Genomic DNA, 13,354 nt, shown 5'->3' with positions numbered 1-13,354 from the left:
GGTCGCAGAAATCAGGTTTGCAAGAATCAGGTCGTCGGGCTGATCAGGAACTTGAAGCCGTATTTTTCCAAAATGGTCTTGGCCGCCGTCGAGCGCAGGAAGGCGAGATAGTTGTTCGTCTCCGGCTTGGCGATGCTGGTCGCCGCGACCGGATAGATGATCGCAGGATGCGAATCCGCCGGAAAGGTGCCGACGATCTTCACGCCCGGCTCGACCATGGCGTCGGTGGAATAGACGATGCCGAGATTGGCCTCGCCGCGGGCGACCAGCGTCAGCGCCGCGCGCACGCTCTCGGCCATGGCGAATTTCGGCTCCGCGGCCTGCCAGGCCCCGAGCTTTTCCAGCGCCGCCTTGGCATATTTGCCTGCCGGTACCGACCTGACGTCGCCGGTCGCGATCCTGCCGCCGCCGGCGAGCTTGGCGAGATCGAAGCCTTGCGCGATGGTCACGCGGTCGATCTTGGAATCCTTCGGCGCGATCAGCACGATGCTGTTGCCGAGCAGGTTGACGCGTGACGGCTCGCTGATGGTCCTCTTGGAGATCGCGTAATCCATCCAGTCGGTGTCGGCGGAGACGAACACGTCGGCCGGCGCGCCCTGCTCGATCTGCTTGGCCAGCACCGAGCTTGCGGCGTAGCTGACGCTGAACTTGACGCCGGTCCTGGCGGTGTAGGCGGCGTCGATCTCGTCGAGCGCGTTCTTCATCGAGGCGGCGGCGAACACGGTGATGGTCTTGTCAGATGCTTGGGCGAAAGAGCAGGACACGAGCAAGATGAGGGCAGACAAGAACACCGAAGGGCGGGACATCAGGAGCGCTCCATGCACGTCGAGACGTACGCAAGCGCACGCAAGGACGGCGTCAATTGAATTAGAAGGGCGACCGGCGGAAGCGCAGTTCCGAAAAGCCAGGCGGACTTACGGTCCGTGGCTTGTCGCAAACCGCAGCATAACAGGCTGGCGGAACAGGTCAAAGGCGACGTTTGGCCGGGCCCGCTACGGCTTCGCGTCGCCTGCATGCAGCACCGCCTTACAGGCTGCCGGCATCTGCGCGAGCGTCATCGGCGGCTTCGGCTTGGGCGGCTCGGGCGGCGGCTTGGGGTGCAGCACCGCGTCGGAGAACCAGTAGGCGAGATCGGCGGGCTTGCAGCCTTCGTCCTCGGCCTGTGACGGCTGGCCCTCGCATTCGCCGGCCCCCGCCGGGCAGCGCATGCGAATGTGGAAGTGGTAGTCGTGACCCCACCAGGGGCGGATCTTCGACAGCCAGGCGCGATCGCCCTTGGCCTCGCGGCACAATGCCTTCTTGATCGCGGCGTTGACGAAGATGCGCTGCACGCCGGGCTCCCGCGCCGCGTCGCGCAGCACCAGCACGTGGCCTGGTGTGAACACCTTGGGGTCGATGTCGAGCCGGTCCGGGCGCACCATCATCACCGCCGACATCTCCTCGCGCTCCTCGCGCGAGAGCCGGCGGTCCGGCATCGGCGTCAGCCAGATGTCGGCGTCGAGACCGATCTGGTGGCTGGCATGGCCCGACAGCGCCGGCCCGCCGCGCGGCTGCGCGATGTCGCCGACCAGGATGCCGGGCCAGCCTGCGTCCTTGTGCGCTTTGGCGGCGAGCCGCCTGATCAGCGCGATCATGTCGGGATGACCGTAGCTGCGATTCCGCGACAGCCGCATCACCTGCCAGTGATCGCCGTTGACCGGCATCTGCTCTGCGCCGCCGATGCAGCCCTTGGTGTAGGAGCCGATGACATGGGTCGGCCCCTTCGACGGCAGCAGCTTGCGCGCGAACAGTTCCTTCGCGGCGAGATCGGGGTCGTTGGGATTGGCGAGCGGCGGCAGCGGCTTCGGGGTGATGCTGCCCTTGTCCTGGGCCAGCGCGCTACCGGCGCCCAGGCAGACGAACGAGAGCAGGAGGAGGGTGATGCCGCGGCGACTCATGCTGACGCTCTTATAGCCCAATGCTGCACCAGGGTTAAGAACGAGGCGCTGAGCCCGCCGCCGGCTCACCGCAGCTCGCCCGAATCGCGTCTCGACCCGCCGTTTCTTAACGGTCCAATAACCGTATCCTGCATTGACCAAAATTCGTGCGTTGCGCGGGGAATACTTGCGCCTGGCATGCAATCGCGCACGATTTCGGAACGGATTCAGGCGCGCGCGCAATTTTGCGCCCGATCGCTCATTGATTGCGGCGCCGCACTCAGTCTGATGGCGCCTGCAGCCACTCGCCGCGCCGCGCAAACAGGCAGCAAGCGCCGCCGCGTGCGGACCGCGGCCGGGCAAGATTACTTTTTTTTCAGACACTTGCCCCAAAGCTTGCGGCCGCTGGGCGCGACTGGGACGAGTGAAGTTGAGTTTGGGGTCTCGAAAAGCAAGAAAGCGAAAGCAAAGCGTGCTTGCCCGTGCCGGCCAGAAGGCGCGCAAGCCGCGTTTCGCGCGTGCCTCGCGTACCCTTTCCGAACGCGACGAAGTCCTGCGCAGCCGTGCCGAGGCGGAAGCCGCGATCGCGGACGCGCGCAAATCCCATGAGCGCCTGCGCCAGGCCATCGATATCCTGCCGCAGGGCATCGTGTTTCTCGATGCCGAAGGCCGCTACGTCCTCTGGAACAAGAAATACGCCGAGATCTACAGCAAGACGGCCGATCTGTTCGAGGAAGGCGCGCGCCTCGAAGACACGCTGCGCATCGGCGTCGCCCGCGGCGACTATCCCGAGGCCGTCGGCAACGAGGATGCCTGGATCGCCGAGCGCCTGCAAAAGCTCTACAAGCCCGGCGCGCGCCACGAGCAGAAGCTGTCGGACGGCCGCGTCATCCTGATCGACGAGCGCTTGACCGATGACGGTGGCGTCGTCGGCCTGCGCGTCGACATCACCGAGCTCAAGCAGCGCGAGGCCTCGTTCCGCCTGCTGTTCGACGGCAATCCCGTGCCCATGATCGTCTGCGCGCTGGACGACGAGAGCATCCTCGGCGTCAACGATGCCGCGGTCGCGCATTATGGCTATAGCCGGGCCGAGTTCGAGCGATTGAAGATCCGCTCCCTGCAGGCCTTCGACAGCGAGCCGCCCTGGACCGTCGATGAGACCGGCGAGGAGCAGGCCGGCCGTACCTGGAAGCATGTCAAGGCCGATGGCGCGCTGATCGACCTTGCGATCTATTCCCGCGAGCTGACCTATGCCGAGCGGCCCGCGGTGCTGCTCGCGCTGATGGACATCACCGAGCGCAAGCGCGCCGAGGCGCGGCTCGCCTTCATGGCCCAGCACGACGGGCTGACCGGCCTGCCCAATCGCAGCCTGCTGCGGCAGCAGGTCGACGAGATGTTGCTGCACACGCGGCGCAGCGCCGAGAAGGTCGCGCTGCTGATGCTGGGGCTCGACAATTTCAAGGCGGTCAACGACACGCTGGGGCACGCGGTCGGCGACAAGCTCCTGCGCGGCGTCGCCAAGCGGCTGCGCTCCACCTTGCGGGAAGAGGATGCGCTGGCGCGGCTCAATTCCGACGAGTTCGCGATCGTGCAAAGCGGGCTGGCGCGTCCCGAGGACGCGGTGATGCTGGCCAAGCGCCTCCTGGCGGCCATTGCCGATCCCTATCTGCTCGACGGCCATTCCGTGGTGATCGGCGCCTCGATCGGCATTGCGATGGCGCCGGGCGACGGCGACGATTCCGAAAAGCTGCTCAAGAGCGCCGACATGGCGCTGTCGCGCGCCAAGCTGGACGCGCGCGGCAGCTTCGCCTTCTTCGAGGCCGCACTCGATGCGAAGGCGCAGAGCCGCCGCAAGATCGAGGTCGAGCTGCGCGACGCGATCCAGAACGACGTGCTGCGTCCGTACTACCAGCCGCTGATCGACCTCACGAGCGGCCGCATCACCGGCTTCGAGGCGCTGGTGCGCTGGCCGCATGCCGAGCGCGGCATGGTGTCGCCGGCCGAGTTCATTCCGGTCGCCGAAGACACCGGCCTGATCAATCCGCTCGGCGGCTTGATGCTGCGCCGGGCCTGCCTCGATGCCGCGTCCTGGCCCGACGACGTCCGTGTCGCGGTCAACCTGTCGCCGCTCCAGTTCCGCAGCGGCAACCTGCTCTCGATGGTGACCGACGCGTTGAAGCATTCCGGCCTGCCGCCGCGGCGGCTCGAGCTCGAGATCACCGAGACGCTGCTCCTGGAGAAGAGCGCGCAGGTGCTGGCGACACTGCATGCGCTGCGCGCGCTCGGCGTGCGCATCTCCATGGACGATTTCGGCACCGGCTATTCCAGCCTCAGCTATCTGCGCAGCTTCCCGTTCGACAAGATCAAGATCGACCAGTCCTTCGTGCGCGATCTCGCCGCCAACCGCGAGGCCCAGGCGATCATCCGCTCCATCGTCAGCCTCGGCAAAGGCCTTGGAGTCACCATTACCGCCGAGGGCGTCGAGACCGAAGCCGAGCTCAGCTGCCTCCGCGCCGAAGGCTGCCATGAGGGCCAGGGCTTCCTGTTCAGCAAGGCCCGGCCGAATGCGGAGATCATCAGCCTGCTGGCCGCACAGCGCGGCATCGACAGCGATGAGGACGCCGCGCTGGTGGCGTGACCACTCGCTTCCTCGATATGTAAGAACGCACCGCTCTCTCTCCGTCGGCCTCTCGGCCTCGCCTGGCAACCGCGGTCGGCGACGCGCTCGTCAGTCCGAGGCGCGTCGTGCTTCCTCGTCGAGGCAAGGCTTGGCAGAGCCGCTCACGAGCCGGCGGCAGGCTCCGGGATCGGCAGATGCGCTTGGTGAGACCAGGGTTGGCCGTCGATCCCGGTGAATCCCATTGCTTCCCAAAACCGCACAGCGCCGGCATTTCCAGCGTGGACGGTGACGATTGCGACCTTCCCCGCAGCTTCTCGCAGCAAGGCGTCCGCAATGGCCCTGCCGACCTTGCGTCTCCTGTAGTCCTGGTGCACGTAAAACCGCCGCATCCGCCACGTGGGCACCGGCGCCGGTGCAGGCTCGTTGGTGATCGCGCCGATGCCCGCCAATCTGCCATCCAGGTGGCAGGTGAAGATGGCGTGAAACATGGCGCGATCAGTTGCGAACTCCGCAGCCAGACGGGTCATGTGCGCATGTCCATCGGCCTTGGCGTCGGCCTCCAGCGCGGGAAAATCCGCGGGAAGAATGTCGGCGACCCGTTCAAGGGAAATGATCGTCATGGCGCAGTTCGTTCGGCTGGGACAATCAGATCCGGCAATGGCTACAGGTCGATGTCACGCCGTCGCGCGGCTAAGATCGAGCGATGGCCGGCGTCTGGTCGGGAAGTTCAGTGCGACTGCGACCGCGGCGAGCCCGATCGCGAAGGAGCCGGCGTGCAGCCAGGTGTATTGCTGGAACGTGTCGAACACGATCCCGCCGGCCCAGGGCCCGAGCGCCATGCCGAGGCTGGCGAAGGCCGAGACCGCACCGAACACCGTGCCCATGATGCGCGCGCCGAAAAATTCGCGGACCAGCACCGCATAGAGCGGCATCACCCCGCCATAGGCGAGGCCGAACACGACTGACAACGCATAGAACTCGCCGAGCTGCGCCACCGCCAGATAGGTCGCGATGCACATCGCCTGCACGAACAGCCCGCCGACAAGGACCGGTTTCGCGCCGATGCGATCGGCCAGCGCGCCCAGCAGCAGGCGGCCGCCGAGGCCTGAGACGCCGGCGACGCTATAGACCGTCACCGCCGTGAGCGGAGCGATGCCGCAGACCATCGCATAGGACACCATGTGGAAGATCGGGCCGGAATGCGCCGCGCAGCAGGCGAAATGCGCCGCTGCGAGCGCGATGAATTGCGGCGTGCGCAGCGCCTGCGCCGCGTTCATCTCGACCTCCGGCGTCGCGTCCGTCATTGCGGAGCCCGCGGCTGACGGCGCCGGACGCACCAGGAAACAGGCGGGGATCAACAGCGCCCAGGCAGCACAGCCGATCATCAGCATCGCGGTGCGCCAATCATAGGCGGTGATCAGCCAGCTCGCGGCCGGCGCGACCGTCACTGGCGACACGCCCATCCCGGCGGAGACCAGCGCCACGGCGAGGCTGCGGTTCTTCTCGATCCAGGCGCTCGCGAGCGCCATCATCGGCGCGTAGAAGCTGCCCACGGCGATCCCGATCAGCACGCCGAAGCAAAGCTGGAATTGCCACAGGCTTGCGGCCTGGCTCGCGGTGACGAGACCGAATCCCAACAGAATGCTTCCCGAGAGCACCACGATGCGGGTGCCGAACCGGTCCGACAGCGTGCCCCATAGGAAGGCGGCGAATCCCATGCAGAGGAAATCCAGCGTCGCGGCCCCCGACACGCCGGCGCGCGACCAGCCCATCGCCTCCGAGATCGGCTGCAAGAACACCGCCAGCGACAGCATCGTGCCAAACCCGATGCAGGTCATCAGCGCACCTGCGGCGACAACGACCCAGCCATAGTCGAAGCTTGACGGCTTGCTCATGCGTTTCCTCAGCGCTTTTGCTCTTGTTGATGGCGCGCGGGAGGGATGGTGACTTATCTGCGGGGCGAGAGCAAGGCGGGTTGCCACCACCGGCTGACACCGTCTGCTCGCAGTGATAGCATGCCGCGCGTCACCGGCCTGCGATGTTGTTCTCATAAGCGCACACACACACGAACGTGCGAGGAGGCAAGTGCAATGATCTGGGGAGCGCTGTGGAGGCCGCGGGGATGCCGCAGGCTTTTCTTGCCCGTCATTGTCGCCTCCGCGGTCTGGACGCCCCTGGCCTGCGCACAGGACGTCCGAAGCGCGCCCGCCAAGCCGGGGCCGGTCTTTTCGGATAGCGGCCCCGATGCCGAGCAGTACGGCGCGGCGGAAGGCTATCCGGTCGGCAGGCGGGGCGCCGCCCCGGAGCTCAACAAGCTCGTCGGGAGCTACAGCCATTTCGGCGAGATCTATCCCTCGCGCCGGGTCGCTCGCGCGACGGCGCCCTGGCAATTCAAGCGCGCGCCGGAGCCGTCGATCACCTACAGTTTTGGTACCGAAAAGCTTGGCATCGCGGACTACCTCAAGCGCAACCCGGTGACGGGACTTCTGATCGCCCGGGACGACACCATCCTCTACGAGCACTATCAATATGCGCGGACCGACCATCACCGCTTTGTCTCGCAGTCCATGGCGAAGACGCTGGTGGCCATGCTGGTCGGGATCGCGGTCTCGGAGGGACGGATCAAGTCGATCGACGACCTCGTCGCGACCTATGTACCCGGCCTTGCAGGCACCGAATATGGCAGCACATCCATCCGCGCCTTGTTGAACATGTCGTCGGGCGTCGAGTTCTCGGAAGTCTATGACGGGAACGACGACATCGCCCGGCTTGGGCGGGCCCTGTTCGTCGACGCGCCGAAAGATCCCGCCGCCATCGTCGCGCAGTTCAACACGCGAACCGCACCGCCGGGCACCAAATTTCACTATGCCAGCGTTGAAACCGAGATCCTCGGCCTGGTCCTGCGCGCCGCCACCGGCACGCCGGTTGCCGATTATCTCCACGACCGGATCTGGGATCCCATCGGCACCGAGGCGGATGCCTCCTGGGTGATCGACGGCAGCGGGCAGGAGATCGCCTTTTGCTGCTTCAACGCAACCTTGCGCGATTATGCTCGCCTCGCCCGGTTGCTCGCCCATGACGGCGCCTGGGAAGGCCGTCAACTGATCCCTCGGCAGTGGCTGCTGGATGCCACGACCGTGCGGCCGGCGGATGGCCATCTCGCCCCGCACGTGGCCACGCGCTATTTCGGCTATGGCTATCAGGTGTGGCTCCTCCCCGGCGAGCAGCGCCGATTTGCCCTGCTCGGCATCCGCGGTCAGGTCATCCTGGTCGATCCCGCCTCCAAGCTCGTCATGGTGCACACCGCCGTTCGCCAAAAACCGAACGAACCCGGAGCGCTCAGGGAGCCGCTCGCGTTGTGGTCTGCTGTGCTTCAACAGCTCGGGCAATGATCGATCAGGGATCGGGCGTGCAGAATCACGCCTGCATCACCTTCATGGGCTTCTTCGTGCTTTTTGCCTTGTTGATGCTTCGCAGCAGGGATGATGGCTTACCGGGCGAGGGGCAGGGCGGTTGAGCCCGGGTAGAATCCTGCGGTTACTCAATCACTTCGTCGGCGCGGGCGACGACGGTTGCGGGCAGGTCGAGACCCAGGGCCTTGGCGATGCGGAGATTGATCCTGAGGTCGAACTTGGTGGGTCGTTCGAAAGGCAGGTCGCCCGGCTTTGCGCCCCGTAGAATGCGATCAACCTGCGCAATCAGGCGGCGCCCTGCGTCTGCAAAGTCGGGGCCGAACGACATGAAGGCGCCGTTCGCGACCCAGTCGGGTGAAGCAAAGATCGCAGGCTTCCTGCTCAGGTTCACCAGCCTGATGACTTCGGCCTGGTGGCCGCTGAGCACGACGTCCGGAACGAAAACAAGACCGTCAAATCGGGCAAGGTTGTCTGGGCTCAGGCTCGTCCCGATGCTTGCGGGATCATCGATGTTGATGGCTTCAACCTGAAAGCCGAGCTTGCGGCCGGCTTCCAGAACAGGCGTGAGGCTCTGTGCACCGCTCGACACCTTTGTCGTGACAGTTCCGAGGCGGACGGCCTGGGGCAGGATCTCCCGCATGAGCTCGATCCGCTTTGCAGTAGTTTCCTCCGAGAAGACCGCGATGCCGGTCACGTTGTGGCCGGGGCGGGCGAGGCTGTCGGCCAGTCCGGATGCGACGGGATCGACGGCAGCAAGGGTCACGATCGGAATGGTCCGCGTTGCCTTGTAGGCCGCGAGAGCGGCAGGTGTGCTGATTGCGATGATCACGTCCACCCGGCCATCCCGCACGATCTCCTGCGCGAGCGCCGGTAGTGCGTCGGCGTCTCCGGCTGCGTGACGAAACTCGAGTCGAATCCGGCCCTCGACGTAACCAAGCTCCGCAAGCAGTCTTTTGGTTGCAGCGATTTGCGCAGGAATTTCGATCGGTCCAAACTGGACGACGCGCGGCGTTGCGGAAGACTGCTGGGCGCGTGCGATGAGCGGCCAGCCGATTGCTCCCGTCATCAGCCCGATGAATGTGCGCCGTCGCATGTGACCTCGCTCGAAGCTGCCGTGCCATAGCAAGACTATAGCATGCTCCAAATGCTCGTAAGCCGTCCCACCTGGATCACGGGCCAGATACCGAGCGAGGCGTCGCCGGCAGCACGCCTGGATCAGAGACTTGGCGGGAGGCAACACCCCGATCTTTCCTGTCCCCCTGGCCGGGGGGCAGCCCAGGCGAGGGCTTTGAACCATTCCCCCTTCCGGCTGCACCAACGTCGCGTATGTCGGTGAGACCCGCGACGAAGGAACGCGTGATGAAGGCCCTGAAAGCATCGATTTACGTCGCAATCACCGCGCTTGCCTTGAGCTTGTCGTTCGGCGCGCCATCCCAGGCCGAACAGGACGAGGCTGGTGCTCTTACGCTGCAGATGAAGCAACTTTATCGGGCCGGGAAATACGTCGAAGCGTTGCCATTGGCTCAGAAATCGCTGGCCCTTCGCGAGCAGGAGTTCGGCCCTGATGATGCGCACGTCGCGATGCCGCTGAACGACCTCGGCACGATCCATTACAATCTCGGCCAATACGCCGTTGCCGAACCTTTGTACAAGCGCGCGCTGGCCATCCGGGAGAAGACACTCGGTCCGAATCATGCCGAAGTCGCGATGGTGCTGAACAATCTCGGCGATCTCTATCGCGCGGAAGAGCGTTACGCGGAAGCGGAGCCGCTACTCAAGCGCTCGATCGCCATTAACGAGAAGAGCGGTGGTCCGTCGATCGTGCCGGCGTTGAGCAATCTCGGCGCGGTCTACAGCCATCAGGGCCGGTACGATCAGGCTATACCGCTGTTCAAGCGAGGCCTTGCCGTGCTGCAGAAAGCGCTTGGCCCCGACGATCCCGAAGCGACGGTGCTGATGAACAATTTGGCCGACGCCTATATCAATCGGCATCGCTATGCCGATGCCGAGCGGCTGCTGAAGCGGTCGATGGCGGTGACCGAGAAGGCGTTCGGCCCCGATCATCCCGACATTGGCCAGGCACAGAACAATCTGGCTGCACTCTATGGGCGTCAGGGCCGTAACGCGGAGGCCGAGCAGCTGTTCAAGCGGTCGGTGGCCACCTTCGAGAAAACCCTCGGCCCCAACCATCCGGATCTCGCCGGCGTTCTGGATAACCTCGCCGGTCTCTACAAGTATCAAGGCCGCTATGCCGATGCCCAGCAGGTCCTGAAACGGTTGATGGCCATCCGGGGCAAGACAAGGCCGATCTGAAGAGCAGCGCAGGATGCGACGAGGGAAGGCGCGATGAAGGCTCTGAAAGCATCGATCCGTGTTGCAGTCACGACGCTTGCCTTGATCCTTCCGTTCGGCGCGCCATCCCATGCCGAAGAGGACGAGACGGACGCGCTGACGCGGCAGATGAAGGAGCTTTATCGGGCCGGGAAATACATGGAAGCCTTGCCGTTGGCCCAGAAGTCTCTGGCCCTTCACGAAAGGGAGTTCGGCCCTGACGATGCGCGCGTCGCGATGCCGCTGAGCGACCTCGGCACGATCCATCACAATCTCGGCGAATACGCCGTTGCCGAGCCGCTGTACAAGCGCGCGCTGGCCATCCGCGAGAAGACGCTCGGTCCGGATCACGCAGAAGTCGCAATGGTGCTGAACAATCTCGGCGATCTCTATCGCGCGGAAAGACGCTACGCGGAAGCGGAGCCGCTCCTGAAGCGATCGATCGCCATCGACGAGAAAGTGCTCGAAGCCGACGATCCGTCGATCGTGTTGCCGCTGTGCAATCTCGGCGCCGTCTACAGCAGCCAGGGCCGCTACGATCAGGCCGAGCCGCTGTTCGAGCGGGGCCTCGCCGTGCTGCAGAAAGCGCTCGGCCCCGACGATCCCGAAGCCACGGTGCTGATGAACAATTTGGCCGACACCTACATCCAGCAGCATCGCGATGCCGATGCAGAGCGGCTGCTGCAGCGGGCGATGGCCGTGACCGAGAAGGCGTACGGCCCTGATCATCCCGACATCGCGCAAGCGCTGAACAATCTCGGTGCGCTCTACGGGCGTCAGGGACGCAACGCCGAGGCCGAGCGGCTGTTCAAGCAGTCGGTGGCCATTTTCGAGAAAACCTTCGGCCCCGATCATCCGGATCTTGCTGGCGTCCTCGACAACCTCGCCAGCCTCTACGACCATCAAGGCCGCCACGCCGATGCCGAGCAGGCCCTGAAACGGGCGATGGCCATTCGAGGAAAGACAAGGCCGATCTGAAGAGCGCGGGGGATGGTCGAGCGCCGTGCCTGCCATCTTCCCGGCGGCACACAATTTGGTTGGTTCTAACTTTTTTTAGCGCATTGACGGTTGGCCATGTCGGCATGGACCGGCTCTCGATCGTCCTTGGGTGGACACGCCCCGGACGTGCCGGGAGATGACCCGGCACAGGTGACGTGATTTCGTCAATTCGAGCCGTCAAGGTCGCAAACTGGAGCAATACCCATGAGGATCACCGTCGAAACCAACGTCGCAGCCCCCATCGATCAGGTCTGGCAGGCCTATACGACGCCTGCCGACATCGTGAAATGGAATTCGCCGTCCGACGACTGGCATACGACCAAAGCGACGGTCGACTTGCGGGAGGGCGGCGACTTCTCGTCGCGGATGGAAGCCAAGGACGGCAGCATGGGCTTCGACTTCGCCGGCACCTACACGAAAATCGTCGAACACCAGCGGATCGAATATGCCTTCGGCGATCGCAAGGCCGAGGTCGAGTTCGTGCCCGGCCCGAACGGCGTTGTCGTCCGTGTCGTCTTCGACGCCGAAACGACGCACTCGGTCGAGCAGCAGCGGAGCGGCTGGCAGGCGATCCTCGACAATTTCGCGCGGTACGTCGAGGCGAAGAAGACGACGCCGTGAGGTGAGCCTACGCGAGCACGGCTTTCGTAGGGTGGGCAAAGGCGCGGAGCGCCGTGCCCACCACTCTTCAAGACGGCACACAAGCGGTGGGCACGCTTCGCTTTGCCCACCCTACGAAGCCGTCGAATTTGACGAGACCGACCTCACGCGGCCTTGGTCAACACGTCGGGAACGGGACGAAAAGACCGGCCGTCCGCGGGCTTGAATGCATCGACTTCCATCAGTCGATCATTCTATCACCCCGTCCGCGCGGGCCAGCAATGTAGCAGGAACTTCGATCCCGAGTGTCTTTGCAGTCTTGAGGTTGATGAATAGTTCATACTTGGTTGGTTGCTCGACCGGCAGATCCCCGGGCTTGGCGCCCTTGAGGATTTTATCGACGTAATCAGTGCATAGCCGGTTCAAGTCGATGATATCCGCTCCGTAGGACAGTAGCGCACCGAGTTGAACAAATTCCTTGCCAATGGCAAATAGCGGCAGCCCATGTTCTGCGGCGAGGTCGGCGATGCGCTTGCGTGCAATGAAGAACATCGGGCTGGGAAATAGGAAGACTGCATCGGCACGCGCGCCCGCAAGCGCGGAAAACGCCTCGCCCAGCCCGTCAGGATTTTGGACGGCAGTGAGTTGCAGATGAACGCCCACGGTTTTTGATGCTGACTCCGCACCGCTGATCATGCCTTGAGTTGTCGTCTTGCCGTATGCAGCCGGGTGCCAAATCGCTGCTATCCGAGACGCCATAGGCATTGCTTCCTTCAATTGCGCGAGCCGCTTGGGAACAAGCTGCGGGCCGATGAAGGTTAGTCCGGTGATGTTACCTCCTGGTCGGGCGATGCTGGCAACGAGTCCGTCTTCGACTGGGTCGCCCATAACTGGCACAACAACAGGAATCGATTTGGTGGCTTGCTGTACTGCCCGCGCAGCAAGCGAATTCGCTGCAACGATAAGAGCAGGATTGAGACGGACGAGGTCACTCGCCAAGGCCGGGAGTTGTTCGACCTTTGAATCGGCTGCTCGAAGCTCTACGATGATATTCTCGCCGTCGATATAACCGCGTTCGCGTAGTCCTTGCTGAAAGGCAGCCACCGAAGTGCGGGTTTGCTCGATCGAGCCGGTGGTCAAGAAGACAATATGGGGGACTTTCTTTGGCTGTTGCGCGCGGGCGAGGGGTGACCAGGCCGCTGCCGAACCGATCAGTGCGAGAAATTCGCGTCGCTGCATGACAGCTCCGTTCATGAATGGAATGATCGGTACTTTAAAAAATGCAGATGGACGATCGTGCTGGCTTATCCAGCCCGCTGCGATGATGCCACCATACCCCTGTTTTGCCCGACGGAGCAAGCCGACTTCGTAAAATCGAAAAAAGCACAGTGCCGCCAAGGGGGCGGCTACTGTGCATGGGGTTGTTTTCGCGCTTTTTGTTTGCCGCCTGTTTGCCGGCCTCGGCGACCGCGCCG

12 protein-coding genes are annotated in these 13,354 nt (G+C 64.1%); 6 read left to right on the top strand and 6 right to left on the bottom strand.

The window, feature by feature from the left end; translation table 11 throughout:
- Positions 1 to 26: 26 nt before the first annotated feature.
- Together modA and mepA are read right to left on the bottom strand one after the other, a co-directional pair.
- Positions 27 to 806: a molybdate ABC transporter substrate-binding protein gene (modA, locus tag XI05_RS22505; protein ID WP_271505696.1), complete on the bottom strand. Its 780-nt coding sequence runs from the start codon at positions 804 to 806 to the stop codon at positions 27 to 29.
- A gap of 186 nt (positions 807 to 992) precedes the next feature.
- Positions 993 to 1,937 (bottom strand): penicillin-insensitive murein endopeptidase, encoded by a 945-nt coding sequence (mepA, locus tag XI05_RS22500; protein ID WP_260381802.1) that lies wholly within the window; start codon positions 1,935 to 1,937, stop codon positions 993 to 995.
- A 451-nt stretch (positions 1,938 to 2,388) separates the two neighbouring features.
- Here mepA and XI05_RS22495 point away from each other — a divergent pair, with 451 nt between their 5' ends.
- Complete coding sequence (locus XI05_RS22495) at positions 2,389 to 4,554, top strand: EAL domain-containing protein (protein WP_271505693.1); 2,166 nt, start codon at positions 2,389 to 2,391, stop codon at positions 4,552 to 4,554.
- A gap of 143 nt (positions 4,555 to 4,697) precedes the next feature.
- Here the strand turns inward: XI05_RS22495 and XI05_RS22490 are convergent, their stop codons facing one another.
- Together XI05_RS22490 and XI05_RS22485 are read right to left on the bottom strand one after the other, a co-directional pair.
- On the bottom strand, positions 4,698 to 5,156 hold the full coding sequence (locus XI05_RS22490; RefSeq protein ID WP_271505691.1) for a GNAT family N-acetyltransferase: 459 nt from the start codon (positions 5,154 to 5,156) through the stop codon (positions 4,698 to 4,700).
- A 54-nt stretch (positions 5,157 to 5,210) separates the two neighbouring features.
- Positions 5,211 to 6,431 carry an MFS transporter gene (locus tag XI05_RS22485; protein WP_271505688.1) on the bottom strand — a complete coding sequence of 407 codons (1,221 nt, stop codon included), beginning with the start codon at positions 6,429 to 6,431 and terminating at the stop codon, positions 5,211 to 5,213.
- Positions 6,432 to 6,551: 120 nt separating this feature from the next.
- Between XI05_RS22485 and XI05_RS22480 the strand changes: the two genes are divergently transcribed.
- Positions 6,552 to 7,928, top strand: coding sequence for a serine hydrolase domain-containing protein (locus XI05_RS22480; protein WP_271505685.1), 1,377 nt, complete (start codon positions 6,552 to 6,554; stop codon positions 7,926 to 7,928).
- The gene (locus tag XI05_RS22475) at positions 7,925 to 8,053 is read left to right on the top strand and encodes a hypothetical protein (RefSeq protein ID WP_271505683.1); all 129 of its coding nucleotides are present in this window, start codon (positions 7,925 to 7,927) and stop codon (positions 8,051 to 8,053) included. Before XI05_RS22480 ends, XI05_RS22475 begins: the two co-directional genes overlap by 4 nt.
- 20 nt (positions 8,054 to 8,073) lie before the next feature.
- On the opposite strand, the gene XI05_RS22470 is transcribed toward XI05_RS22475, so the two are convergent.
- Complete coding sequence (locus tag XI05_RS22470; protein ID WP_271505680.1) at positions 8,074 to 9,042, bottom strand: ABC transporter substrate-binding protein; 969 nt, start codon at positions 9,040 to 9,042, stop codon at positions 8,074 to 8,076.
- A gap of 266 nt (positions 9,043 to 9,308) precedes the next feature.
- Between XI05_RS22470 and XI05_RS22465 the strand changes: the two genes are divergently transcribed.
- The 3 genes from XI05_RS22465 to XI05_RS22455 all read left to right on the top strand — a co-directional run bounded on the left by XI05_RS22465 (position 9,309) and on the right by XI05_RS22455 (position 11,900).
- Positions 9,309 to 10,262 carry a tetratricopeptide repeat protein gene (locus XI05_RS22465; protein ID WP_271505915.1) on the top strand — a complete coding sequence of 318 codons (954 nt, stop codon included), beginning with the start codon at positions 9,309 to 9,311 and terminating at the stop codon, positions 10,260 to 10,262.
- A gap of 33 nt (positions 10,263 to 10,295) precedes the next feature.
- Positions 10,296 to 11,258, top strand: coding sequence for a tetratricopeptide repeat protein (locus tag XI05_RS22460; RefSeq protein ID WP_271505677.1), 963 nt, complete (start codon positions 10,296 to 10,298; stop codon positions 11,256 to 11,258).
- A gap of 225 nt (positions 11,259 to 11,483) precedes the next feature.
- Positions 11,484 to 11,900 carry an SRPBCC family protein gene (locus XI05_RS22455; protein WP_271505675.1) on the top strand — a complete coding sequence of 139 codons (417 nt, stop codon included), beginning with the start codon at positions 11,484 to 11,486 and terminating at the stop codon, positions 11,898 to 11,900.
- A 228-nt stretch (positions 11,901 to 12,128) separates the two neighbouring features.
- Here the strand turns inward: XI05_RS22455 and XI05_RS22450 are convergent, their stop codons facing one another.
- Positions 12,129 to 13,277 (bottom strand): ABC transporter substrate-binding protein, encoded by a 1,149-nt coding sequence (locus XI05_RS22450; RefSeq protein WP_271505672.1) that lies wholly within the window; start codon positions 13,275 to 13,277, stop codon positions 12,129 to 12,131.
- Positions 13,278 to 13,354: the final 77 nt, after the last annotated feature.

This window comes from Bradyrhizobium sp. CCBAU 11357, from assembly GCF_028128865.1.
Classification (GTDB): Bacteria; Pseudomonadota; Alphaproteobacteria; order Rhizobiales; family Xanthobacteraceae; genus Bradyrhizobium.
This window is presented reverse-complemented; position numbering and strand designations above follow the sequence as displayed.

What these genes read in the sequence shown, in the direction of transcription:
- modA (WP_271505696.1), bottom strand. Translation starts at nt 806, where the DNA reads ATGTCCCGCCCTTCGGTGTTCTTGTCTGCCCTCATCTTGCTCGTGTCC.
- mepA (WP_260381802.1), bottom strand. Translation starts at nt 1,937, where the DNA reads ATGAGTCGCCGCGGCATCACCCTCCTCCTGCTCTCGTTCGTCTGCCTG.
- XI05_RS22490 (WP_271505691.1), bottom strand. Translation starts at nt 5,156, where the DNA reads ATGACGATCATTTCCCTTGAACGGGTCGCCGACATTCTTCCCGCGGAT.
- XI05_RS22485 (WP_271505688.1), bottom strand. Translation starts at nt 6,431, where the DNA reads ATGAGCAAGCCGTCAAGCTTCGACTATGGCTGGGTCGTTGTCGCCGCA.
- XI05_RS22480 (WP_271505685.1), top strand. Translation starts at nt 6,552, where the DNA reads ATGCCGCGCGTCACCGGCCTGCGATGTTGTTCTCATAAGCGCACACAC.
- XI05_RS22475 (WP_271505683.1), top strand. Translation starts at nt 7,925, where the DNA reads ATGATCGATCAGGGATCGGGCGTGCAGAATCACGCCTGCATCACCTTC.
- XI05_RS22470 (WP_271505680.1), bottom strand. Translation starts at nt 9,042, where the DNA reads ATGCGACGGCGCACATTCATCGGGCTGATGACGGGAGCAATCGGCTGG.
- XI05_RS22465 (WP_271505915.1), top strand. Translation starts at nt 9,309, where the DNA reads ATGAAGGCCCTGAAAGCATCGATTTACGTCGCAATCACCGCGCTTGCC.
- XI05_RS22460 (WP_271505677.1), top strand. Translation starts at nt 10,296, where the DNA reads ATGAAGGCTCTGAAAGCATCGATCCGTGTTGCAGTCACGACGCTTGCC.
- XI05_RS22455 (WP_271505675.1), top strand. Translation starts at nt 11,484, where the DNA reads ATGAGGATCACCGTCGAAACCAACGTCGCAGCCCCCATCGATCAGGTC.